General features: G+C 71.4%; 19 protein-coding genes. 9 read left to right on the top strand and 10 right to left on the bottom strand.

The genetic code is table 11. The annotated features are described in order from the left end of the window. Positions 1 to 124 precede the first annotated feature (124 nt). On the top strand, positions 125 to 2218 hold the full coding sequence (locus VE614_RS04200; protein ID WP_324932149.1) for a SpoIIE family protein phosphatase: 2094 nt from the start codon (positions 125 to 127) through the stop codon (positions 2216 to 2218). Between the two features lie 91 nt (positions 2219 to 2309). Here the strand turns inward: VE614_RS04200 and VE614_RS04195 are convergent, their stop codons facing one another. Further along, positions 2310 to 4607 carry a transglycosylase domain-containing protein gene (locus VE614_RS04195; RefSeq protein WP_324932147.1) on the bottom strand — a complete coding sequence of 766 codons (2298 nt, stop codon included), beginning with the start codon at positions 4605 to 4607 and terminating at the stop codon, positions 2310 to 2312. A 257-nt stretch (positions 4608 to 4864) separates the two neighbouring features. Here VE614_RS04195 and VE614_RS04190 point away from each other — a divergent pair, with 257 nt between their 5' ends. The 5 genes from VE614_RS04190 to VE614_RS04170 all read left to right on the top strand — a co-directional run bounded on the left by VE614_RS04190 (position 4865) and on the right by VE614_RS04170 (position 9651). Next, positions 4865 to 5800: an SPFH domain-containing protein gene (locus VE614_RS04190; protein WP_324932145.1), complete on the top strand. Its 936-nt coding sequence runs from the start codon at positions 4865 to 4867 to the stop codon at positions 5798 to 5800. Next, on the top strand, positions 5797 to 6051 hold the full coding sequence (locus tag VE614_RS04185; protein ID WP_324932144.1) for a hypothetical protein: 255 nt from the start codon (positions 5797 to 5799) through the stop codon (positions 6049 to 6051). The genes VE614_RS04190 and VE614_RS04185 overlap by 4 nt, the downstream gene beginning before the upstream one ends. Positions 6052 to 6113: 62 nt before the next feature. After that, positions 6114 to 6641 (top strand): PadR family transcriptional regulator, encoded by a 528-nt coding sequence (locus VE614_RS04180; RefSeq protein WP_324932142.1) that lies wholly within the window; start codon positions 6114 to 6116, stop codon positions 6639 to 6641. Next, positions 6638 to 7327: an ABC transporter ATP-binding protein gene (locus VE614_RS04175; RefSeq protein ID WP_324932139.1), complete on the top strand. Its 690-nt coding sequence runs from the start codon at positions 6638 to 6640 to the stop codon at positions 7325 to 7327. The genes VE614_RS04180 and VE614_RS04175 overlap by 4 nt, the downstream gene beginning before the upstream one ends. Next, positions 7324 to 9651, top strand: coding sequence for an ABC transporter permease (locus VE614_RS04170; protein ID WP_324932136.1), 2328 nt, complete (start codon positions 7324 to 7326; stop codon positions 9649 to 9651). Before VE614_RS04175 ends, VE614_RS04170 begins: the two co-directional genes overlap by 4 nt. A gap of 54 nt (positions 9652 to 9705) precedes the next feature. On the opposite strand, the gene VE614_RS04165 is transcribed toward VE614_RS04170, so the two are convergent. After that, positions 9706 to 10671 (bottom strand): LysR substrate-binding domain-containing protein, encoded by a 966-nt coding sequence (locus VE614_RS04165; protein WP_324932133.1) that lies wholly within the window; start codon positions 10669 to 10671, stop codon positions 9706 to 9708. Between the two features lie 140 nt (positions 10672 to 10811). Here VE614_RS04165 and VE614_RS04160 point away from each other — a divergent pair, with 140 nt between their 5' ends. Beyond that, entirely contained in the window at positions 10812 to 11366 is a 555-nt protein-coding gene (locus VE614_RS04160; protein ID WP_324932129.1) for a peroxiredoxin, read from the top strand. Positions 11367 to 11369: 3 nt separating this feature from the next. Further along, positions 11370 to 11903: an alkyl hydroperoxide reductase gene (locus VE614_RS04155; protein ID WP_043503774.1), complete on the top strand. Its 534-nt coding sequence runs from the start codon at positions 11370 to 11372 to the stop codon at positions 11901 to 11903. A gap of 86 nt (positions 11904 to 11989) precedes the next feature. Here VE614_RS04155 and VE614_RS04150 read toward each other — a convergent pair whose 3' ends face one another. From VE614_RS04150 to VE614_RS04120, 7 genes are all read right to left on the bottom strand, one after another. Beyond that, the gene (locus VE614_RS04150; protein WP_324932122.1) at positions 11990 to 13306 is read right to left on the bottom strand and encodes an AI-2E family transporter; all 1317 of its coding nucleotides are present in this window, start codon (positions 13304 to 13306) and stop codon (positions 11990 to 11992) included. 142 nt (positions 13307 to 13448) lie between these two features. Next, positions 13449 to 14156, bottom strand: a complete 708-nt coding sequence (locus VE614_RS04145) for a transglycosylase SLT domain-containing protein (protein ID WP_324932114.1) — start codon at positions 14154 to 14156, stop codon at positions 13449 to 13451. A gap of 463 nt (positions 14157 to 14619) precedes the next feature. Then, a complete protein-coding gene (locus tag VE614_RS04140) occupies positions 14620 to 15945 on the bottom strand; it encodes a PhoH family protein (RefSeq protein WP_324932112.1) in 1326 nt (441 codons plus the stop codon). 375 nt (positions 15946 to 16320) lie between these two features. After that, a complete protein-coding gene (locus VE614_RS04135; protein ID WP_324932110.1) occupies positions 16321 to 17094 on the bottom strand; it encodes an isoprenyl transferase in 774 nt (257 codons plus the stop codon). 733 nt (positions 17095 to 17827) lie between these two features. Further along, on the bottom strand, positions 17828 to 18613 hold the full coding sequence (locus VE614_RS04130; RefSeq protein WP_324932107.1) for a class I SAM-dependent methyltransferase: 786 nt from the start codon (positions 18611 to 18613) through the stop codon (positions 17828 to 17830). Positions 18614 to 18666: 53 nt separating this feature from the next. After that, complete coding sequence (locus VE614_RS04125) at positions 18667 to 19539, bottom strand: LLM class flavin-dependent oxidoreductase (protein ID WP_324932104.1); 873 nt, start codon at positions 19537 to 19539, stop codon at positions 18667 to 18669. A gap of 72 nt (positions 19540 to 19611) precedes the next feature. Then, the gene (locus VE614_RS04120) at positions 19612 to 20178 is read right to left on the bottom strand and encodes a dihydrofolate reductase family protein (protein ID WP_324932101.1); all 567 of its coding nucleotides are present in this window, start codon (positions 20176 to 20178) and stop codon (positions 19612 to 19614) included. Between the two features lie 48 nt (positions 20179 to 20226). Between VE614_RS04120 and VE614_RS04115 the strand changes: the two genes are divergently transcribed. Further along, the gene (locus VE614_RS04115) at positions 20227 to 20601 is read left to right on the top strand and encodes a DUF192 domain-containing protein (RefSeq protein ID WP_324932098.1); all 375 of its coding nucleotides are present in this window, start codon (positions 20227 to 20229) and stop codon (positions 20599 to 20601) included. 22 nt (positions 20602 to 20623) lie between these two features. Here VE614_RS04115 and VE614_RS04110 read toward each other — a convergent pair whose 3' ends face one another. Beyond that, positions 20624 to 21244 carry an OmpA family protein gene (locus tag VE614_RS04110; protein WP_324932095.1) on the bottom strand — a complete coding sequence of 207 codons (621 nt, stop codon included), beginning with the start codon at positions 21242 to 21244 and terminating at the stop codon, positions 20624 to 20626. Positions 21245 to 21352 lie beyond the last annotated feature (108 nt).

Here is a 21352-nt window from a genome sequence, read left to right as displayed (position 1 = left end):
GCACAGACACAACCTCTGACCACGCGGGAAATCCGTTCCCTGGGCACGTATTCGGGGTATCGGCCTACCTGCGGGACGAACTGCAACGGCGCCCGCGGTACGCGCGGCGCGCAGCCCCGGACGGATGGATTCGACACGCGTGACGGAGCAGCCGACCTCCTTCGAGCGCCCCCAGGCGGGCGCCACCCCCGCGGATCCCCGCGGGGCGCTCCTGCGTACCCCGGGGCCGCAGCGCAGCAGCACGCCCGGCGGTTCCGGGTTACCCCAGGCCCAGGCCCGCGGCGCCGGTGAGACGCCCCCGGGCCCCCCGGTGACGCCCACCCCCGGCGGCACCGGCCCCGAGCACTCCCAGCCGGCCGCCGCCGAGCAGATGGGGGCGCCTCCCGTGCGAGCCAAGCCGAGCGTGGGGGACCACCGCCCGCGCCCGGCTCCGGAGGGCATTCCGGCCCAGCCGGGCCTGGAGCCGGAGCGCCGCAGCGGCCAGGGCCTGCCGCCCGGCCGGCCCACACCCATGCGCCGCGACGGCGACCGGCTGCGCTTCGTGGGCGCCGCGACCCGCCGCATCGCCCGCGGCATCGACCTGGACGAGATCGTGATGGGGCTGTGCCGGGCGACCGTGCCGACCTTCTCCGACGCGATCCTGGTCTATCTGCGCGACCCGCTGCCGGTCGGCGACGAGCGGCCCACCGGCCCGGTGGTGCTGCGGCTGCGCCGCACCGACCGGATCCCGGAGGACCGGGACACGGACGGCGGCTTCCTGCCCGTCTTCCAGCCGGAGCCGTCCGAACTGTCCGCGCTCACCGCCGAGCTGTGCGAGGTACGGCCCGGCGGCGCCCTCAACGAGGTGCTGCGCGGCGTCCGTCCGGTGTTCGCCGACGCGCCCGCCGCCCGCGCCGCGCTGCCCGAACTCCTGGGCGAGGAAGGCGAATCGATCATTCCCGGCGGCCAGCGGGCCATCCTGGCGCCGCTGCGCGGCCGGCGCCGGGTGATCGGCGCGGCGGTCTTCCTGCGCCGCCCTGAGCGGATCGCCTTCGAGGCCGACGACCTCCTCGTCGCCGCCCAGCTCGCCACGCACAGCGCGCTCGGCATCGACAAGGCGGTGCTGTACGGCCGTGAGGCGTACATCGCCGACGAGTTGCAGCGCACGATGCTGCCGGAGACGCTTCCGCAGCCGACCGGAGTGCGGCTTGCCTCCCGCTATCTCCCGGCCGCGGAGACCGCGCGGGTCGGCGGCGACTGGTACGACGCGATCCCGCTGCCGGGCAGCCGGGTCGCCCTGGTCGTCGGTGACGTCATGGGCCACTCCATGACCTCCGCCGCGATCATGGGCCAGCTGCGGACCACCGCGCAGACCCTCGCCGGGCTGGATCTGCCGCCCCAGGAGGTGCTGCACCACCTCGACGAACAGGCCCAGCGGCTGGGCACCGACCGCATGGCGACCTGCCTGTACGCGGTCTACGACCCGGTCTCGCACCGCATCACCATCGCCAACGCCGGCCATCCTCCGCCCGTGCTGCTGCATCTGGGCGGCCGGGCCGAGGTGCTGCGGGTGCCCGCGGGGGCGCCGATCGGCGTCGGCGGTGTCGACTTCGAGGCCGTGGAGCTGGACGCGCCCGCCGGGGCGACCCTGCTGCTGTACACGGACGGGCTGGTGGAGTCCCGGCTGCGGGACGTGTGGACCGGCATAGAGCAGCTGCGCGAGAAGCTCGCCGCGACCGCGCAGCTGACCGGGCCGGACCATCCGCCGCCGCTGGAGGCGCTGTGCGACGAGGTGCTGGACATGCTCGGGCCGGGCGACCGGGACGACGACATCGCGCTGCTGGCCGCCCGCTTCGACGGGATCGCGCCGAGTGACGTGGCGTACTGGTTCCTGGAGCCGGAGGACGCCGCCCCGGGCCGGGCCCGGCGGCTGGCCCGGCGGGCGCTCGCCCGGTGGGGCCTGGAGGAGCTGACCGACTCGGTGGAGCTGCTGGTCAGCGAGGTCGTCACCAACGCGGTGCGGTATGCCTCGCGGCCGATCACGCTGCGGCTGCTGCGGACCGATGTGCTGCGGTGCGAGGTCGGTGACGACGTGCCGCAGCTGCCGCGGCTGCGGCAGGCCCGGGCCACCGATGAGGGTGGGCGTGGGTTGTATCTGGTGAATCGGATGGCCCGGAGGTGGGGAGCGACCCGGCTCAGCACGGGGAAGGTCGTCTGGTTCGAGTTGAACCGGATATAGCGCGCACCCGCCGTAGGGGTTCTTCCGTACGGCGGGTGCGGGTCCGTGGGTGGTACTCGCGCAGTTCCCCGCGCCCCTCTCGGGGGTCCCGTTACTCGTCTTGTTCCGGGTCGAAGGGGTTGTCCGGGAGGCCGCCGCCGTCCGGCGGGGCGGTCGTGGTCGGTGGCGTCGTCGTCGGAGTCTGGGACGGGGTCTGCGACGGCGTCTGGGTCGGGGTCCGCGTGGGGGTCTGGCTCGGGCTCTGCGACGTGGGCGGGGCCGATGACGTCGGAGGCTCGCTCGTCGGGGTCCGCGACGGCGTCCGGCTCGGGGTCTGCGACGGGGTCCGGGTCGGCTCCACCGCCGCGCCCTGGGCGGTCTCCAGGTCGAACGCCGTGACCCTGCCCATCGCGCCGAAGGTGTACTGGGCCCAGATCTGCGCCGGGAAACCACCGCCGTTGATGCGGTCCTCGCCGAGCGCGTCGTACATCGGGACCTGGCGGTGCGGGGGCTTGTCGTCCTCGCCGAACAGGCCGACCGAGGTGACCAGGGTGGGCGTGTAGCCGGTGAACCAGGCCGACTTGTTGTCGTCGGAGGTACCGGTCTTGCCGGCGACCTGCTGGCCGTCGCGCATCGGGTTGTCGCGGACCGAGCGGCGGGCCGTGCCGTCGTCGACCACGCCGGTGAGCACCGAGGTGACCGTGTCGGCGGCCTCCCGGCTGATGACCTGCTCGCCGACCGGGTCGGGCAGCTCGACGGTGGTGTCCTTGTGCTCGGCGGAGGCGAGCAGCGTCGGGGTGACCTTCTTGCCGTGGTTGGCGAGGGTGGCGTAGGCGCCGGCCATCTCCAGCGGGCTCGCGCCCATCGAGCCGAGCGTCTGGGCGGGGACCGCCTCCAGGCCCTCGGTGTCCATGCCGAGCCGGCCGGCGGTGTCCAGCACCCTCTGCATGCCGACGTCCACGCCCATCTGCGCGAAGACGGAGTTGACGGACTGGTTCATCGCCTGCTGCACGGTGATGTCGCCGTAGTCGACGTGGTCCTCGTTCTCCGGGGCGAAGCCGACCCGGACGCCGTTGTCCACGACCGGGCGCTCGCTGTCGCCGTCGTAGAGGGTGTTGGCCCTGATGGGGGTGCCGTCCTGGGTGGTGGCGCCCTCTTCCAGGGCGGCGGCCAGGATCATCGGCTTGAAGGTGGAGGCGGGCTGGTAGTCGTCGCGGGTGGCGTTGTTCGTGAAGTGCTCGACGTAGTCCACGCCGCCGTACATGGCGAGGATCCTGCCGGTCCTCGGGTCGACGGAGGCGGCGCCCGCCTGGACGTCCGCGTCGACTTTCCGCTTCTTCGGGTCGAGCTTGCCGGTGAGCTGGTCCTTGACGGCCTTCTCCAGCTGCTTCTGCTTCTTGCTGTCGATGTTGACCGTGATGGTCCAGCCGCCGCGCTTGATCTTGGTCAGCGCCTCCTCCATGTCGGCGGCGGCGCCCTGCGCGACGAGCTGCCGGGCGAGTTCCCGGTTGGCCTCCTCGACGATGTAGCCGTTCTGGCCCTCCATACCGGGCGCGGCCTTGGGTTCCTTCGGCACGGGGAACGTCATCCCGGCGCGCTTGCCGGCGTCGAGCCAGCCCTCCTCGACCATGTTGTCCAGGACGTAGTCCCAGCGTTCCCGGACCAGCTTCTTGCCGGTCGGGGAGGCGATCGACCAGTCGTAGGAGTTGGGCGCCTGGAGCAGCGCGGCGAGGTAGGCGCCCTGTTCGAGGGTGAGGTCGTCGACGTCGACGCGGTAGTAGGACTGGGCTGCGGCCTGGATGCCGTAGGCGTCGCGGCCGTAGAAGCTGGTGTTCATGTAGCCCGCGAGGATGTCGTCCTTCGACATCCGGCGGTCCACCTTCAGGGAGATGATCAGCTCCTTGAGCTTGCGGCTGACCGTCTGTTCCTGGGTGAGGTAGTAGTTCTTGACGTACTGCTGGGTGATGGTCGAGCCGCCCTGCTTGCCCTTGCCGGACAGGGTGTTGAGGACGCCGCGGGCGGTGCCCTTCAGGTCGACGCCCGAGTCGCTGTAGAAGGACTTGTTCTCGGCGGCGACGAAGGCCCGCTGGACGGGCTTGGGCACCTCGGCGAGGTCGACGACCTCACGGTTGAGGCCCTTGCGGGCGAGGGTGGTGCCGTCGCTGTACTTGTAGACGTTGCCCTGCTCCTTGGCGAGGGCGTTCCCCTTGGGGATGTCGATCAACAGGTACAGGACGACGAACGCGCCGATCCCGAGCAGGCACACCCCGAGGAACGTGCCGAGGATCTTCTTCCAGGTGAACAGCCGGCGTATGCCGGTCTTGCCGGCCGCGCCCGACGAACGGCGGCGCCGGGGCGCCGCGCGGCGGCCACCGCGCTGTCGCGCTCGTCTCTCTTCCGCTCGTCCCATGAGTCCGTCTGCTCCGCTTCGTTCTCGGTTGTCACACAAGTGCGCATGGCTCAGGTCAGCTCTGAAAGCTAACACCGCTCTATGCGACCAAGTCGGTTGGATCCGGTCTTTTACGGACGTGACAATCAGCACCCGTCCCACCGGAACCGACGCCTGAGAGGGGTTGGAGGTTGCCACGAGAGGGTAAAGTGCTATCACTTAGCTAGATTGAAGCTAAGCAGCTACCACCCATGCAGTACGAGAACGGGGGACCACCCATGTCCACACACGACGCCGCGGCGACCGCCGACCTGCCCGAGATGCCCGAACCCCGCGTCCGCGAGTTCACCGCGCACAGCATCGGCGGCGGGCTCGCGCTCCTGCTGGGACTGCTCGGGCTGCTGGCGGGCGTCGGGACGGTCGTCGCCGCCACCGCCGTCTCCGCGACCGGCGCCAAGGCCGCGCTGATCGTCCTCGGCATCCTCGTCGGGGTCGCGGCGTTCGTCGCCATGTGCGGGCTGAACATGGTGGCGCCGGGCGAGGCCCGGGTCGTCCAGCTCTTCGGGCGGTACCGGGGCACGATCCGGCAGGACGGACTGCGCTGGGTGAACCCGCTCACGTCCCGGACGAAGATCTCGACGCGGGTGCGCAACCACGAGACGGCCGTCCTGAAGGTCAACGACGCCTATGGCAACCCGATCGAGCTGGCCGCGGTCGTGGTCTGGAGGGTCGAGGACACCGCGCAGGCCACCTTCGAGGTGGACGACTACATCGAGTTCGTCTCCACCCAGACCGAGGCGGCCGTCCGGCACATAGCCATCGAGTACCCGTACGACGCCCACGACGAGGACGCCCTCTCGCTGCGCGGCAACGCCGAGGAGATCACCGAGAAGCTGGCCGTCGAACTGCACGCGCGCGTGGAGGCGGCCGGTGTGCAGATCATCGAGTCCCGTTTCACCCACCTCGCCTACGCGCCGGAGATCGCCTCCGCGATGCTCCAGCGGCAGCAGGCCGGTGCGGTGGTCGCGGCGCGGCGGCAGATCGTGGACGGCGCCGTCGGCATGGTCGAGGCGGCCCTGGACCGGATCGCCGAGCGGGACATCGTGGAACTCGACTCCGAACGGAAGGCGGCGATGGTGTCCAACCTGATGGTGGTCCTGTGCGGGGACCGCTCCGCGCAGCCGGTCCTCAACACCGGGACGCTCTACCAGTGACGGACTCTCCGGAGGGACCCGCTCCGCGGCGGCGGCCGCAGCAGCGCAAGCAGGTGCTGCTGCGGCTCGACCCGCTGGTGTACGAGGCACTGGCCCGCTGGGCCGGTGACGAGCTGCGCTCGGCCAACGCACAGATCGAGTTCCTGCTGCGCCGGGCGCTGGCCGAGGCGGGCCGGCTGCCCGGGGAGGCCGGCCCGATCCCGCGCCGGGGCCGGCCGCCGAGAGGATCCGCGAGCGACCAGGACAACTGAACACCGCGTGTATACCCGGGGCGTATACACGCGACGTATACATGGTGTGTAGAGTGGCCGCCATGTCCATCGGTCACACCCTTCTCGGTCTCCTGGAGTCCGGCCCCCGCCATGGCTACGACCTCAAGCGGGCCTTCGACGCGAAGTTCGGTCAGGACCGGCCGCTCCACTACGGCCAGGTCTACTCGACGATGTCCCGCCTGCTGAAGAACGGGCTCGTCGAAGTCGACGGCATCGAGCCCGGCGGCGGGCCCGAGCGCAAGCGGTACGCGATCACCGACGCCGGGATCACCGACGTCGCGCAGTGGCTCGCCACCCCGGAGAAGCCCGAGCCGTACCTCCAGTCGACCCTCTACACCAAGGTCGTCCTCGCCCTGCTCACCCATCGCGACGCGGCCGGGATCCTCGACACCCAGCGCGCCGAGCACCTGCGCATGATGCGGATCCTCACCGACCGCAAGCGCCAGGGCGACCTCGCCGACCAGCTGATCTGCGACCACGCCCTGTTCCACCTGGAGGCCGACTTGCGCTGGCTCGAACTGACCGCCGCCCGTCTCGACAAGCTGGCCCAGACGGTGGTGACCGCATGACCGCCCCCGCCGGTGCCCTGCTCGTGGCCGAAGGGCTGCGCAAGACGTACGGGCCGACGACGGCGCTCGACGGCGCCGCGTTCTCCATCCACCCGGGCGAGGTCGTCGCCGTCATGGGCCCCTCCGGGTCCGGCAAGTCGACACTGCTGCACTGCCTCGCCGGCATCGTCACCCCCGACGCCGGGTCGATCGTCTACGCCGGACGCGAGATGGCGACCATGAGCGACGCCGAACGCAGCGCGCTGCGGCGCAGCGAGTTCGGGTTCGTCTTCCAGTTCGGGCAGCTGGTGCCGGAGCTGAGCTGTGTCGAGAACGTGGCACTGCCGCTGCGGCTGAACGGCGCGCCCCGCAAGGCCGCCGAGCGCGCGGCCCGCGAGTGGATGTCCCGCCTGGAGGTCGACGACATCGCGGGCAAGCGGCCCGGTGAGGTCTCCGGCGGCCAGGGCCAGCGGGTCGCCGTGGCGCGGGCGCTGGTCACCAGCCCCCGGGTGCTGTTCGCCGACGAGCCGACCGGCGCGCTCGACTCGCTCAACGGCGAGCGCGTGATGGAGCTGCTCACGGACGCGGCCCGGTCCACCAACGCGGCCGTCGTCCTCGTCACGCACGAGGCGCGGGTCGCCGCCTACTCCGACCGCGAGATCGTCGTACGGGACGGCAGGTCACGGGACATGGAGCGCGCCGTATGAGCGTGCGTCAGTGGTCCAGGGACCTGGGCCTGGGGTTCCGGTTCGCGTTCGCCGGCGGGCGGGAGGGGTGGATCCGCACCCTGCTGACCGCCGTCGGCGTCGGGCTCGGGGTGGCGTTGCTGCTGCTCACGACCGCGATCCCGAACGCGCTGGCGGTGCGGCACGACCGGGAGAGCGCCCGCTCGGACCTCCTCTTCAACCAGACGGAGCCGAAGAAGGGCGACGACACCCTCCTGATCGCCGACGTCGGTACGACCTTCCGCGAGCTGGACGTACGCGGGCGGGTGCTGGAGCCCGAGGGGCCGCACGCTCCCGTACCGCCCGGCCTCGACAAGCTCCCCGGCGTGGACGAGATGGTGGTCTCCCCGGCGCTGAAGCGGCTGCTGGAGTCGGACGAGGGGAAGCTGCTGCGCGACCGGCTGCCGCAGCGGATCGTCGGCACCATCGGGGAGAGCGGGCTGGTCGGCTCGCAGGAACTCTCCTTCTACCGGGGCGGGGAAGGGCTTGCCGCCCGGCTCGACGACGGGGTCTCCCGGCTCGAGCGGTTCGGTGATCCGCTGCCGTCGTCGGAGCGGATGGACCCGGTGCTGCTCCTGCTGGTCCTGGTCGTCTTCGTGGTGCTGCTGATGCCGGTCGGTGTCTTCGTCGCCACGGCCGTGCGGTTCGGCGGCGAGCGCCGCGACCGGCGCCTCGCGGCGTTGCGGCTGGTCGGCTCCGACAGCCGGATGACCCGGCGGGTGGCCGCGGGCGAGGCGATGGCCGGGGCGCTGCTCGGACTGGTCTTCGGCACCGGGTTCTTCCTGATCGGCCGCCAGTGGGCGGGGTCGGTGGAGGTGTTCCGGTTCAGCGCGTTCCCGAGCTATCTCAACCCCTCGCCGCTGCTGGCGCTGCTCGTCGCCGTGGCGGTGCCGGTCGCCGCCGTGCTGGTCACCCAGGTCGCGCTGCGCGGAGTGGTGATCGAACCCCTCGGTGTGGTGCGCGCCTCGCGGCCCGCGCGGCGCCGGCTGTGGTGGCGCCTGCTGCTGCCGCTCGCGGGCCTCGCGATGCTCTCCCCGATGATCGGCAACGGCCGGAACGAGGGCGAGTTCAACCAGTACCTCGTCACCGGCAGCGTGCTGCTGCTCCTCGTCGGTGTGACCGCGTTGCTGCCGTGGATCGTCGAGGCGGTCGTCGCCCGGCTCGGCGCGGGCGCGGTCTCCTGGCAGCTCGCCGTACGCCGGCTCCAGCTGAGCAGCGGCTCCGCGGCCCGCATGGTCAACGGCATCGCCGTGGCGGTGGCCGGGGCGATAGCGCTCCAGATGCTGTTCGCGGGCGTCGAGGACGACTACACGGAGAGCACCGGCAAGGACCTCAGCCGCGCCCAGATGCAGGTCGGCGTCCCGGCGGGCCTCTCACTCGACGCGGCCCGCGCCCGCTTGGAGGCGACCGAGGGAGTACGGCAGGTCCACGGCTTCTCCGAGGGCGTGTTCGACAACCGGCCCACCGACCCGGACCGGTTCACACAGGTCGCCGTCGGCGACTGCGGATCCCTGCGGGAGCTGGCCGCGCTGCCCTCCTGCCGGGACGGCGACGTGTTCGTCCTGGAGGGCGGCGACTACGACACCGAGGGGCCCGCGCTGGCCCGGCCGGGCAACACGCTCTACTTCGACCCCGCACCGGCGGGTGACGAGTCGAAGCCGGTCGCCTGGCCCGTGCCGAAGGACATCAAGCGGGCCCGCTCGATCCCGGACCCCACCGGTACCCGGCGCGGCGGCATCCTGCTCACCCCGAGCGCCCTGCCCCGCGAGGCGGCGACGGCCGTGCCCGGCCAGCTCTATGTGCGGCTGGACGAGTCCGTGCCGGACGCCCGCGAGTACGTGCGCAACACCGCCGCGGACATCGACCCGTTCGTCGAGCCGATGACCTGGGTGGCCAGCCAGCAGAGCAACCGGTTCACCGCCATCCGCACCGGCCTGTTCGTCGGCGCCACCTGTGTCCTGTTGCTGATCGGGGCGAGCCTGCTCGTCTCCCAGCTGGAGCAGCTGCGCGAACGCCGCAAACTGCTGTCGTCGCTGGTCGCCTTCGGCACCCGGCGCCGCACCCTGAGCCTGTCGGTGCTGTGGCAGACGGCGGTCCCGATCGCGCTCGGCCTCGCGCTGGCCTGCGCGGTGGGGCTGACGCTGGGCACGGTGCTGCTGAAGATGACGAACACCGCGGTCCGCGTGGACTGGACGAGCGTGCTGGCGATGACCGGCATGGGCGCGGCCGTGGTCCTCGCCGTCACCCTGCTCAGCCTGCCGCCCCTGCTCCGTCTGATGCGCCCGGACGGGCTTCGCACGGAGTAGGACCGAGGGGCCGGTCCGCCGTGGGCCCGCCGGGGCACGGCGGGCGGGCCCCGCTCAGTCCTGGCCCTCCAGCACCCGCACGGGCAGCGGTCGCAGTGCCCCCCGCAGCGCGGCCGCCAGCTCCGTGTACTCCGCCTCCCGCGCCGCCCCCGCCCGCATCGCCAGCGCGATCCGGCGGGTCGGGGCGGGATCGGCGAAGTAGCCGGTGAGGAGCTGGTTGCTGCGGCTGGTCTCGACCTTGAGGGCGGTGCGCGGCAGCAGGGTGCAGCCGAGGCCGCCGGCGACCAGCTGGACGAGCGTGGACAGGCCGGCGGCCGTGGTGGTCACGGGGGCGTCCTCGCGGCCGGCCTCGCGGCAGATGTCCAGGGCCTGGTCGCGCAGGCAGTGCCCCTCGTCGAGGAGCAGCAGGTTCAGTTCCTTCAGCGCCTCGCGGGGGATGCCCTCGCGTCCGCCGAGCCCGTGGTCGAGGGGGGTGACGAGGACGAAGTCCTCGTCGAACAGCGGCAGTTCCACCACCCCCGGCACGCCCAGCGGGACCGCGAGCAGCAGCAGGTCGAGGCGGCCGGTGGTGAGGCCGTCGAGGAGGTTGGCGGTCTGCTCCTCGTGGACCTGGAGGTCGAGGTCGGGGTAGCGCTCGTGCACCAGCCGCAGCACGGTCGGCAGCAGGTAGGGCGCGACCGTCGGGATCACCCCGAGCCGCAGCGCCCCGGTGAAGGGCGCACGCACCGCCTCGGCCTCCTCCATCAGCGCGCCCACCTCCGCCAGCACCGCCTTGGCCCGGACGGCCAGCCGCTCACCGGCGGGCGAGAGCAGCACCTTGCGGGTCGTACGCTCGAGGAGGGTCACCCCCAGCACCTCCTCCAGCGCGGAGACGGCGCCGGAGAGGGCGGGCTGGCTCATGCCGATCGCCGCGGCGGCGTCCCGGAAGTGCAGATGCTCGGCGACGGCGGCGAAGGCCCGGAGCTGGGCGAGACTGGGCTGGCGTCGCTTGCCGGGATGGCCCACATTACTGACAGTCACTGATAACTACCTCCGATCAACACGACCTAGTGTAGCTATTTCACTAATCAATGCGCGCTGTGCCACCATCAGCCACGTCCAACCCATGGGAAACACCTGTCAAAAGCGGGTGTTTCTTCGCTGCGCTGCAAGGAGAGCTAGTGCTCACTGTCGGTGACAAGTTCCCCGAGTTCGAACTGACCGCCTGCGTCTCGCTGGAGAAGGGCAAGGAGTTCGAGAAGATCAACCACAAGACCTACGAGGGCAAGTGGAAGGTGATCTTCGCTTGGCCCAAGGACTTCACCTTCGTGTGCCCGACCGAGATCGCGGCCTTCGGCAAGCTGAACGACGAGTTCGCCGACCGTGACGCCCAGGTCCTCGGCTTCTCCGGCGACTCCGAGTTCGTCCACCACGCCTGGCGCAAGGACCACGAGGACCTGCGCGACCTGCCGTTCCCGATGATGGCCGACTCCAAGCACGAGCTGATGCGCGAGCTGGGCATCGAGGACGAGGACGGCTTCGCCAAGCGCGCGGTCTTCATCGTGGACCAGAACAATGAGATCCAGTTCACCATGGTGACCGCCGGCTCCGTCGGCCGTAACCCCAAGGAGGTCCTGCGGGTCCTCGACGCCCTGCAGACGGACGAGCTGTGCCCCTGCAACTGGAGCAAGGGCGACGAGACCCTGGACCCGGTCGCGCTGCTGGCCGGTGAGTGACCCATGTCGCTCGACTCCCTGAAGTCCCGCATACCGGACTACGCCAAGGACCTGAAGCTCAACCTGGGCTCGGTCATCGGCAACTCCGACCTGCCCGCCCAGCAGCTCTGGGGCACCGTGCTGGCGACCGCCATCGCCTCGCGCTCCCCGATCGTGCTGCGTGAGCTGGAGCCGGAGGCGAAGGCGAACCTCACGCCGGAGGCCTACACCGCGGCCAAGTCCGCGGCGGCCATCATGGCGATGAACAACGTCTTCTACCGCACCCGCCACCTGCTGTCCGACCACGAGTACGGCACCCTGCGCGCCGGCCTGCGGATGAACGTCATCGGCAACCCCGGTGTCGACAAGGTCGACTTCGAGCTGTGGTCCTTCGCCGTGTCCGCCATCAACGGCTGCGGCATGTGCCTGGACTCGCACGAGCAGGTGCTGCGCAAGGCGGGCCTCGACCGCGACGTGATCCAGGAGGCGTTCAAGATCGCCTCCGTGGTGCAGGCGGTCGGCGTCACCCTCGACGCCGAGGCGGTCCTCGCCGAGTGATCCGCTGAGCACACCGGCAAGGCCCCGTCCACCCAGCGGTGGACGGGGCCTTCGTCGCGCTTCGGCCGGCCGGGCCTTCGTCGTGCTCAGCCGGCCGGGTCCACCGGCGGCTCGGCCGGGGACACGTCCGTCGACGTGGCGCCGTGCGGCGCCGGCGAGTGCCTGAGCGCGGCCTCCTGCGAGTACGTCCGCAGATACCCGACGACCGTGTTCGTCACCGCCACCAGGGGTACGGCGACCACCGCACCGCCGATCCCGGCCACCATGCCGCCCGTCGCGACGGACAGCACCACGGCGAGCGGATGCACCCGCACCGCCCGGCCCAGGATGAACGGCTGGAGGATGTGCCCCTCGATCTGCTGCACGGCGAGCACCACGGCCAGCGTCATCACCGCGGTGAACACCCCCTGGGTGACCAGCGCCACGACCACCGCCAGCGCCCCGGACATCACGGCGCCGACCAGCGGGATGAAGGCGAACAGGAAGATGAAGACCGCCAGCGGCACGGCCATGGGCACATCGAGGAAGTAGATGCCGAGGCCGATGAAGATCGCGTCGATCAGGGCCACTATCACCGTGCCGCGCACGTACGCGGTCAGCGTCCGCCAGGCCCGCGGCCCCGCGCCCGCGACCCCCGGCCGGGCGGCGGCCGGGACCAGCTTCAGCGTCCACTCCCAGATGCGCCGGCCGTCGTAGAGCAGGAAGAGCGTGGAGAAGACGGCGAGCAGGATGCCGGTCAGCGTCTCGACGACGACCGTCACGCCTTCCAGACCCGCCGAGGTGATCTGGTCGGTGTTGGCGCCGATCGCCTCGCGCAGGTTCTCCGCGATGTCGTTGATCTGCTTGTCGGTGACGTGGAAGGGGCTGTCCAGCAGCCAGCGGCGCAGTTCGTCGATGCCGTCCTGGACCTGGTCGGAGAGGTTGTCGATGTTCTCCATGACCTGCCAGCTCACGAACCAGCCGACCAGGCCCATCACCACGAACCCGAGGAGCGCGGTCAGCGCGGTCGCGAGCCCGCGCGGCACCCCCAGCCGCCGCAGCCGCCCCACCGTCGGCTGGAGCAGCGCCGTCATCAGCAGCGCGGCGACGAACGCCAGCACCACCAGCTGGACGGCGCTGATGACCCGCATCAGCACCCAGAGGGTGCCGGCCAGCACCAGCAGCCGCCAGCCGGCCTCGGCGGCGACCCGGACCCCCCACGGCACGGCGTGCGCCGGGTCGGGGCGGGGCGCGACGGCCGGGGCGTACCCGGGAGGCGGCGGCACGTATCCGGGCGCGCCGGCCGCGTCGTACTCGGCGTCCGCGTGCTCCCGCTCCGCCTCGGCGCGGCGTTCCTCCCACTGCCTGCCCATACGGTTCAGGCCGGCGCCCAGCCGGCCGAGCCACCCTGGCACTCGCGACATGTTCCGTCCCTCTCCCCCGTCGGTCCCCACCACTCCCCCCTGGAGTCGTCCCGTCAGACCGTACATGGCGAAAGCCCCTCACCGTAGAACGGCGAGGGGCTTCACGTAGTCGAGCGGAGTACGGTCCGCGGGCGTTCGCGGCCTAGTACCAGTGGTTGGCCTGCCAGAACGACCAGGCGCCGCAGGGGCTGCCGTAGCGCTCGTTCATGTAGTTCAGGCCCCACTTGATCTGGGTGGCCGGGTTGGTCTGCCAGTCGGCGCCGGCGGACGCCATCTTGGTCCCGGGCAGCGCCTGGAAGAGACCGTAGGCACCGGAGGAGGGGTTCACGGCGCGGTAGTTCCAGTCGGACTCGTGGTCCACGATGTTGCTGAAGCACTGGAACTGGTCGCCCGGCACCATCTGCGCGGCCATCGACTGGATCTGCGCGATGGAGTACGAGCTCTGGACGGCGAAGGTCGAGGCGTCGGCCCGGGCGGCGTCGCGGCTGGCCTTCTCCTCGGCCTCCTGGCGCTCCTTGGCCTCCTGGGCGGCCTTCGCGGCCTTCTCGGCCTGCTCCTTCTTCGCGATCGCGGTCTCGGCGGCCTTCTTGCGGGCCGCTTCCTCGGCGTCCTTCTTCGCGGTCGCGTCCGCGGCGATGGCCTGGACGTCGGCCTGTTGCGTCAGGGACGCGGTCTGCACCTCGGCCTGCTGGCCCGCGGGGATGTCCGCGAGGAGCGTCAGGTCGGTTGCCGCCGCCTCGGCGTCGTTGTTCTGCGCGGTGCTGCCCGAGGCAACGCCGACGACGCTTCCGACTGCGGTGACCGCGGTGGCCGAGGCCACTGCGAATCCCCGGACCGAAATCCGGCTCACACGGTTTCCTTCCAGCATCGCCCGCTTCGGTGACCCTGGCGGACGCAATCGTGCCCCTGACACTGGCCTCCCCAACTGCGGGGTCACGGGAGGCGCGGGCCCGGTGGGCAACTCCCTCGCGGGGAGCGCCGCGTGGTGCACGGGCGGCATACGACGGTCGTTATGCAGTTGACGGGGCCTTCAAGTGGTGCCGTACCTCCCCCACGGAAGTGTGGGGATACCCCTGGGGGTACAGGTGTGTCGTATGCGGGGCCTGACAGGAGTGAGACTCTGCCGCACGGCGACGCCGCTAGGCAATTCCGAGTTGCGTGTGAAAGCTCACATCCCGTTTGCGCCCGGCGATTTCCTCGTTCCCGTACAAGCGAGGGCGCCGCCCGGCTAGGCTCTTGGCCTTTCCGGACGGCGCCAACTCACCTGCAACCGCCCCGAGGCGGGGCGAGTCGATCAGAGGATCAGAAGCGGCTCAGATCTGCCCGTCCTCCAGCATTTCGGTCACAAGCGCCGCGATCTGGGACCTCTCGGATCGGGTCAGGGTGACATGCGCGAACAGCGGATGCCCCTTCAGCTTCTCCACGACGGCGACGACACCGTCGTAGCGCCCGACCCGCAAGTTGTCCCGTTGCGCCACGTCATGGGTCAGAACTACCCGCGAATTGGCGCCGATCCGGGACAGAACGGTCAGCAGGACGTTCCGCTCCAGCGACTGCGCCTCGTCCACGATCACGAACGCGTCGTGCAGCGACCGGCCGCGGATGTGGGTGAGCGGCAGCACCTCCAGCATGCCGCGCGCGGTGACCTCCTCGATGACCTCACGGCTGGTGACCGCGGAGAGGGTGTCGAAGACGGCCTGCGCCCACGGGCTCATCTTCTCCGCCTCGGTGCCGGGCAGATAGCCCAGCTCCTGCCCGCCGACCGCGTACAGCGGACGGAAGACCATCACCTTCTCGTGCTGACGGCGCTCCAGCACCGCCTCCAGCCCCGCGCACAGCGCCAGCGCCGACTTTCCGGTGCCGGCCCGGCCGCCCATCGACACGATCCCGACGTCCGGGTCGAGCAGCAGATCCAGCGCGATGCGCTGCTCGGCGCTGCGCCCCTTGATGCCGAACGCCTCCCGGTCGCCGCGCACCAGCCGGACGTTCCCCTCCGGGGTCACCCGGCCGAGTGCCCGGCCGCGCTCGGAGTGGATGGTCAGGCCCGTGTGGACGGGCAGCTCCGCCGCCTCGGGAACGTGGATGTGCCCTTCCTCGAAGAGGATGTCCACCTGTTCGGCGGGCAGCGTCAGCTCGGACATCCCGGTCCAGCCGGAGGAATCCGTGATCGCGAGCTCCGCGCGGTACTCCTCGGCCAGGAGCCCCACGGAGGAGGCCTTGATCCTGAGCGGCAGGTCCTTCGAGACGACGGTGACGTCGAACCCCTCGGCCTGCAGGTTGCGGGCGACCGCGAGGATGCGGGAGTCGTTGTCCCCCAGGCGGTAGCCGGTGGGCAGCACGCTGGGGTCCGAGTGGTTGAGCTCGACACGGACGGTTCCGCCCAGTTCCCCGATCGGGATGGGGGCGTCGAGACGGCCGTACCGCACCCGGTAGTCGTCGAGCAGGCGCAGGGCCTGCCGGGCGAAGTAGCCGAGTTCGGGATGGTGCCGCTTGGCCTCCAGCTCCGTGACCACGACGATGGGGAGCACGACCTCGTGCTCGTCGAAGCGGCTCAGAGCGTTCGGGTCGGACAGCAGGACGCTGGTGTCGAGAACATAGGTGCGCCGGTCTGGCTTGTGGCGCTGTGCGCTGGTCACCACGGAAGGACGTACCCCCTCGGATGAGGTCGGGGAGCGACGGAGTGGAAGCAGGGCCGGGAGGGCGGGAAATTCCGGCCGGTCGACGGCCGCCCTGCACGGGCCGAAAACCGGCCCTCCGCCGCTTCGTCCGCGCCGTGGGCGCACGATCGGGCTGGTGCAAAGGGCCTCCCGGGCGGACGGCCCCGTGCCGCCCGCTAAGATCCGACACCCGTGGTTCGGGTGTCGACCTGTCTGGTCTATGCCCTCGAACAAGCGATGCCATGCCACGGCATATGACGGCGCGCCGGTGAACTCCACGTGACATGCGCCGTCTTGCCGCCGTTTGCCCTACGCCGAAAGGGCTACACGTACGCCCGCTCAGGGGGCGGGTGTGGGTCAGCCGCCGTAACGGCGGTGGCGTGCCGCGTAGTCACGCAGGGCACGCAGGAAGTCGACCTTGCGGAAGGCCGGCCAGAAGACGTCGCAGAAGTAGTACTCCGAATGGGCGGTCTGCCAGAGCATGAATCCGGACAGCCGCTGTTCGCCGCTGGTGCGGATCACCAGGTCGGGGTCCGGCTGGTCACCCGTGTAGAGGTGCCGGCCGATCATGTCGATGTCGACGGCTTCGGCCAGTTCCTGGACGGAGGTGCCCTTCCCGGCCGCCTCGTGCAGCATCGAGCGCACCGCGTCGGCGATCTCCTGCCGGCCGCCGTAGCCGATGGCGACGTTGACCAGTATCCCGTCGACGTGGGCGGTGGCCTCCTCGGCCTCCTTCAGAGTGGCCTGCATGCCCGCCGGCAGCAGATCCATCGTGCCCACGTGGTGCACCCGCCAGCGGCCGTCGGCGGCGAGGGTGCGCACGACGTCCTCGATGATGCCGAGGAGCGGGCCCAGCTCCTCCTGCGGCCGGTCGAAGTTGTCCGTGGACAGCAGCCAGAGGGTGACGACCTCGACATCCGTCTCGGTGCACCAGCCGAGGAACTCCTCGATCTTCTCGGCCCCGGCCCGGTGGCCGTGCACGGTACTGGAGCCCGCGGCCTTGGCCCAGCGGCGGTTGCCGTCCATGATCACGCCGATGTGCTTGGGCACCTGAGCGTGGTCCAGGTGGCCTTCCACCCGGCGTGCGTAGAGCCTGACCAGCAGGCCGCGCAGCTTGTCGCGCAGGTTCACGTGATTGTCAGCCCCTCCGGTGCGGATCGGACAGGGGACGGGCACGGCGCGCCGACGGCGGCTGGTCCGAGAGCGGGTTCGGGTGCGTCCCTGTCCGTATGGCGGTCCCCCGGGGCGAAGCCTACCCCCGCGGCGGCGCAGCGCCGTTCCTGGGCCCGGGCCCGCCCGGGGCAAGAGAGCCGGGGGCCTGCCCGGGACAGAGAAACGGGCCGGTCCGTGGGGGGGAGACGGACCGGCCCGAGGGGGGGTTTCCACCATAACCCTTCGTAAGGGCCGCTGCGCACATCGGCGCGCCACAACTACTCTCCGAAGTCGCCCGGCAACGGCACGCCGACCCTGGAAAGTGCGGCTCCACCGGGGCTTCCGGGCCGATTCACAGGGGGCTGCGGGCCTGCCCGGGGGCGGCCGGGGTCCCCCGCGCGGGCGACCCCGGCGCGTCGGCGCCCGCTTGACGGCCGCCGGCAGCGGCCTTGGGCGCGCCGGGCAAGGGGCGGAGTGCGCCGCGCAGCCCCCTCCACTGCGCGGTGCCACCGCGCAGCTTTGCTCGCGCGAATTCGCTTGGTCTGAACTTACGCGAGCCAGTGCCCGGGAGGCGAGTCGGCGGCGATAACGATGTGGAAACACGCGACGCCTGAACCCCGCTCCGGGTGGCACCGGCCTCGCGATGACACCGGTATCCAGTCGCAAGCTCCCATCCGCCAACGGGCGCCCCGCGAGGGCTCGTTGGCACCGCTCACCACGGCTTCCGCGCGTCGAACAGATGCCGGGTGCTGTGGGCGACGAACGGCCCCTCGCTTCCGATGCGCTCGTGCAGCGCCCGCAGTTGCGGCTCGTACGCCTCCACGGTGAAGCCCGGCACCATCCACACCACCTTGCGCAGGAAGTGGACGACGGCGGCGATGTCGTGGAACTCCATCCGCAGCCGCTCCGCCCGCAGCTCCACGACCTCCAGGCCCGCCGCCTCGGCGTCCGCCCGCTCCCGCTCCGGGTCCCGGCCCCGGCGGACCTCCTCCGGCTGGGGCCCCAGGAAGTACTCGACGAGTTCGAAGACGCTGCTCGGTCCGACGTGCTGGGCGAAGTACGCGCCGCCGGGCCGGAGCACCCGGGCGATCTCGCCCCAGTGCGGCACCACGGGATGCCGGCTGACGACCAGGTCGAAGCCGCCGTCGGCGAACGGCAGCGGCGCGTCCTGCGGCGCCGCCACGACCGCGACACCGCGCGGGCGCAGCAGCTCCGTGGCCTTGGCGACGTTCGGCGGCCAGCCCTCGGTGGCCACGGTGAGCGCGGGGGCGGTCGCCGCCCGGCCCAGCGCGAAGTCCAGGACCTCCCCGCCCCCGGTCTGGATGTCCAGGACGGCACTCGCCGCGCCCAGCCGCCCGGCCAGCGATTCGGCGTACCGCCACGAGGGCCGCGCCTCGGTGGCCCGCCCCTCGAACCAGGAGAAGTCCCAGCCCTCGGTGGGCACCGAGGCACCCTCGGCGATCAGTTCCTCGAAGGAGGGCGTGTGCCGGCGTTCCATGGGTGCTCGTCTCGATTCTGTTGCGCGTGCGCTTTCGGGCGTCTCCAGGCGTCTCAGGGTACGAGCGGCCGTACCCGCTCCGCCGCGAACCGTACGAACCCCTCCGGGTCGGGCTCATCGGCGGTCGGTTGCAGGACGACCGTGCCGGCACCGGCCTCGACGAGCCGCCCGACGGCCTTCGCGACATCCGCCGCGTCACCCGCGACCCCCAGCTCGGGCACGTCCGCGAGACCCTCGGCGGCCAGCTCGGCCCGCAGCCGGGCGGAGGCGTCGGGACCTGTGGCGGTCAGCAGATAGACGACGATCCGGTGCGGCTCGTTCCGCCCCGCCGAGGCCCGCCCCTCGTCGATGAGCCGCCGCGCCCGGCGTACGCCGTCCGGAGGCGTGGCCGCGGTGAGAATCGTCCCGTCGGCGGCCTCCCCCGACAGCCGCAGCGAGCGCGGACCGGTGACCCCGGCCAGCACCTCCACCGGCTCGAAAGGCGGCCAGTCCAGGGCCACGTCGTCCAGCCGCACATACCGGCCCTCGGTGCTGACCCGCTCCCCGCGCAGCAGGGCCCGCAGCGCTGCCAGATACTCCCGCAGCAACGTCACCGGCGACTCGGCCCGCGCCCCGACCTGCCCCATCCAGTCCTGCACCCCGTGCCCCACGCCCACCACCGCGCGGCCCGGGAACATGCGGTGCAGGGACGCCGCCTCCATCGCCGTGATCGCCACATTGCGCAACGGCACGGGCAGGAGACCCACCCCCACCCTCACTCGCTCGGTCCAGGCGAGCGCGGCGGCGGCCGTGGAGATCCCGCCCTCCAGGAAACAGTCCTCCCACAGCCACAACTCGTCGAGCCCGGTGTCGTCGGCGAGACGCGCGAGGGCGCGCAGTCGCTCGGGCGGAAGTTGCGGACGGAACACAGCGCCGAGACCAGTCATGGGACCACCTAACGGCGCAGCGGGTTCAGGGGACAACCGGTTTATCCGACTACCCGGGTGGCCGTCGGCCGTTCACCGCACTTCGTGCCGGAGCAGGACCACCCCGTTGCCGAAGGTACGGCTCTCCAGGAGCCGCAGGTCGGTCATCGTGGAGGCCTCGGGGAACATGGGCGTACCGCGCCCGACGAGAACCGGATGGACGTAGACCCGGAACTCGTCGACCAGCCCGTGCCGGAGGAACGCCTCCGCGATCCGCGCCCCGCTGAGCACCAGATCGCCGCCGGGCCGGGCCTTCAGCGCGCGGACCTCCTCCGGCACCACCTCCCGTACGACCGACGTGTTCCACCCGACGTCCGCCTCCCGCAGCGTGCGCGAGTACACGATCTTCGGCATGTCCCGCCAGATCCCGGCGAACTCCGCCATGGTCGCGCCGACGCCGGGGTCCTGATCGGCCGTCGGCCAGAACCCGGCCATCAGCTCGTACACGACCCGCCCGCTCAGGAAGCCGCCCATGTCGCGGAGGGTGTCGTTCATATGGCGGTGCAGCTCGTCGTCGACGCGGTGCCAGCTGATATCGCGGCCGGGACCCTCCATGTACCCGTCCAGGGACACCGACATCTGAAACAGGATCCTGCGCATGGTGACAGTCTGGTCCACCGGAACGTGCCGATACGGGAGGTGGCCGCGATGGGGCGGCGGTGGCGTGACGGGCGGGGGACGCTGGTGGTGCACGGGGCCGGGGGTGAGACGCGCGTCCCCCTGGAGATCGCGACGTCCTACCGGGCCCGCACCAAGGGCCTGCTGGGGCGGGACACGGTCGAGGGCGCGCTCCTCCTCTCCCCCGCCGGCAGCATCCACACCTTCGGCATGCGCGTCCCCATCGACGTGGCCTACCTGGACCGGAGGCTCCAGGTCATCGCCGTGCGCACGATGCGCCCGGGCCGGCTCGGACTGCCCCGGCTGCGGGCTCGGCATGTGGTGGAGGCGGGGGCGGGGGCGATGGCGGGGTGGGGGATGGGGGCGGGGACGCGGGTCTCTGTGGTCTCCGTGCGTACGGACTGACGACTGCCCTGCCGGCCGCGGGTCAGCTCTCCCCCCGCGGGAACGACACCTCCACCCTGCGGTTCTTCTTGCGGCCCTCCTCCGAGGAGTTCGAGGCGATCGGGTAGTCCTCGCCGTATCCGCGGACCTCGAAGGTGACACCGGGGTCGTTCAGCTCCGCGTCCAGGATCTCGTGGACGGCGTTCGCCCGCCGCTTCGACAGGACGTCGCCGTGGGCCGAGGAGCCGAGGTCGTCCGTGAAGCCGAACACCCGGATCCGTGTCGCGTTCTGCGCCTTGATCTCCTGCGCGATCGTCCCGATCCGTGCCTTCGCCTGCGCGCTGAGCCTGGCGCTGTCCTTGGGGAACAGCACCTCCGCCTGGAGGGCGAACTTCACGTCCGCGTTCGTGTCCTCCCGGCGCTCCTCGCCGCTCTCGTCCTCCACGACCTGCTTGATGTCGAGCACCTTCGGCTCGGCCAGCGTGGCGCCTTCCGGCAGCTTCAGATCCGGGTCGTTGACGTCCAGCTCGACCGGCGCGACGGCGGTGGCCTCCGTACCGGGGGGAACGCTGGGGCTGTCGTCGGCGTGGGCCGTCGTGGCGGTGTAGAGGGTGGTGGTGAGGAGGACGGTGGTGGTGAGGGTTGCGGTGAGTCGTGAGGTCATGGGGGCCTCACCCGGAGATCGAGAGGGGAGCGCTGGCGAAGGTGGGGAGTTGGAACGTGACCTCCGTGGTTTCGGAGGGGGGGGCGGGGAACTGCATGAAGACGGGGA

The organism is Streptomyces sp., from assembly GCF_035645055.1.
In the GTDB taxonomy this organism is placed as follows: domain Bacteria; phylum Actinomycetota; class Actinomycetes; order Streptomycetales; family Streptomycetaceae; genus Streptomyces.
This window is presented reverse-complemented; position numbering and strand designations above follow the sequence as displayed.

Coding starts and splice junctions, on each gene's coding strand:
- VE614_RS04200 (WP_324932149.1), top strand. CDS start 125: ATGGATTCGACACGCGTGACGGAGCAGCCGACCTCCTTCGAGCGCCCC.
- VE614_RS04195 (WP_324932147.1), bottom strand. CDS start 4,607: ATGGGACGAGCGGAAGAGAGACGAGCGCGACAGCGCGGTGGCCGCCGC.
- VE614_RS04190 (WP_324932145.1), top strand. CDS start 4,865: ATGTCCACACACGACGCCGCGGCGACCGCCGACCTGCCCGAGATGCCC.
- VE614_RS04180 (WP_324932142.1), top strand. CDS start 6,114: ATGTCCATCGGTCACACCCTTCTCGGTCTCCTGGAGTCCGGCCCCCGC.
- VE614_RS04175 (WP_324932139.1), top strand. CDS start 6,638: ATGACCGCCCCCGCCGGTGCCCTGCTCGTGGCCGAAGGGCTGCGCAAG.
- VE614_RS04170 (WP_324932136.1), top strand. CDS start 7,324: ATGAGCGTGCGTCAGTGGTCCAGGGACCTGGGCCTGGGGTTCCGGTTC.
- VE614_RS04155 (WP_043503774.1), top strand. CDS start 11,370: ATGTCGCTCGACTCCCTGAAGTCCCGCATACCGGACTACGCCAAGGAC.
- VE614_RS04150 (WP_324932122.1), bottom strand. CDS start 13,306: ATGTCGCGAGTGCCAGGGTGGCTCGGCCGGCTGGGCGCCGGCCTGAAC.
- VE614_RS04130 (WP_324932107.1), bottom strand. CDS start 18,613: ATGGAACGCCGGCACACGCCCTCCTTCGAGGAACTGATCGCCGAGGGT.
- VE614_RS04125 (WP_324932104.1), bottom strand. CDS start 19,539: ATGACTGGTCTCGGCGCTGTGTTCCGTCCGCAACTTCCGCCCGAGCGA.
- VE614_RS04120 (WP_324932101.1), bottom strand. CDS start 20,178: ATGCGCAGGATCCTGTTTCAGATGTCGGTGTCCCTGGACGGGTACATG.
- VE614_RS04115 (WP_324932098.1), top strand. CDS start 20,227: ATGGGGCGGCGGTGGCGTGACGGGCGGGGGACGCTGGTGGTGCACGGG.
- VE614_RS04110 (WP_324932095.1), bottom strand. CDS start 21,244: ATGACCTCACGACTCACCGCAACCCTCACCACCACCGTCCTCCTCACC.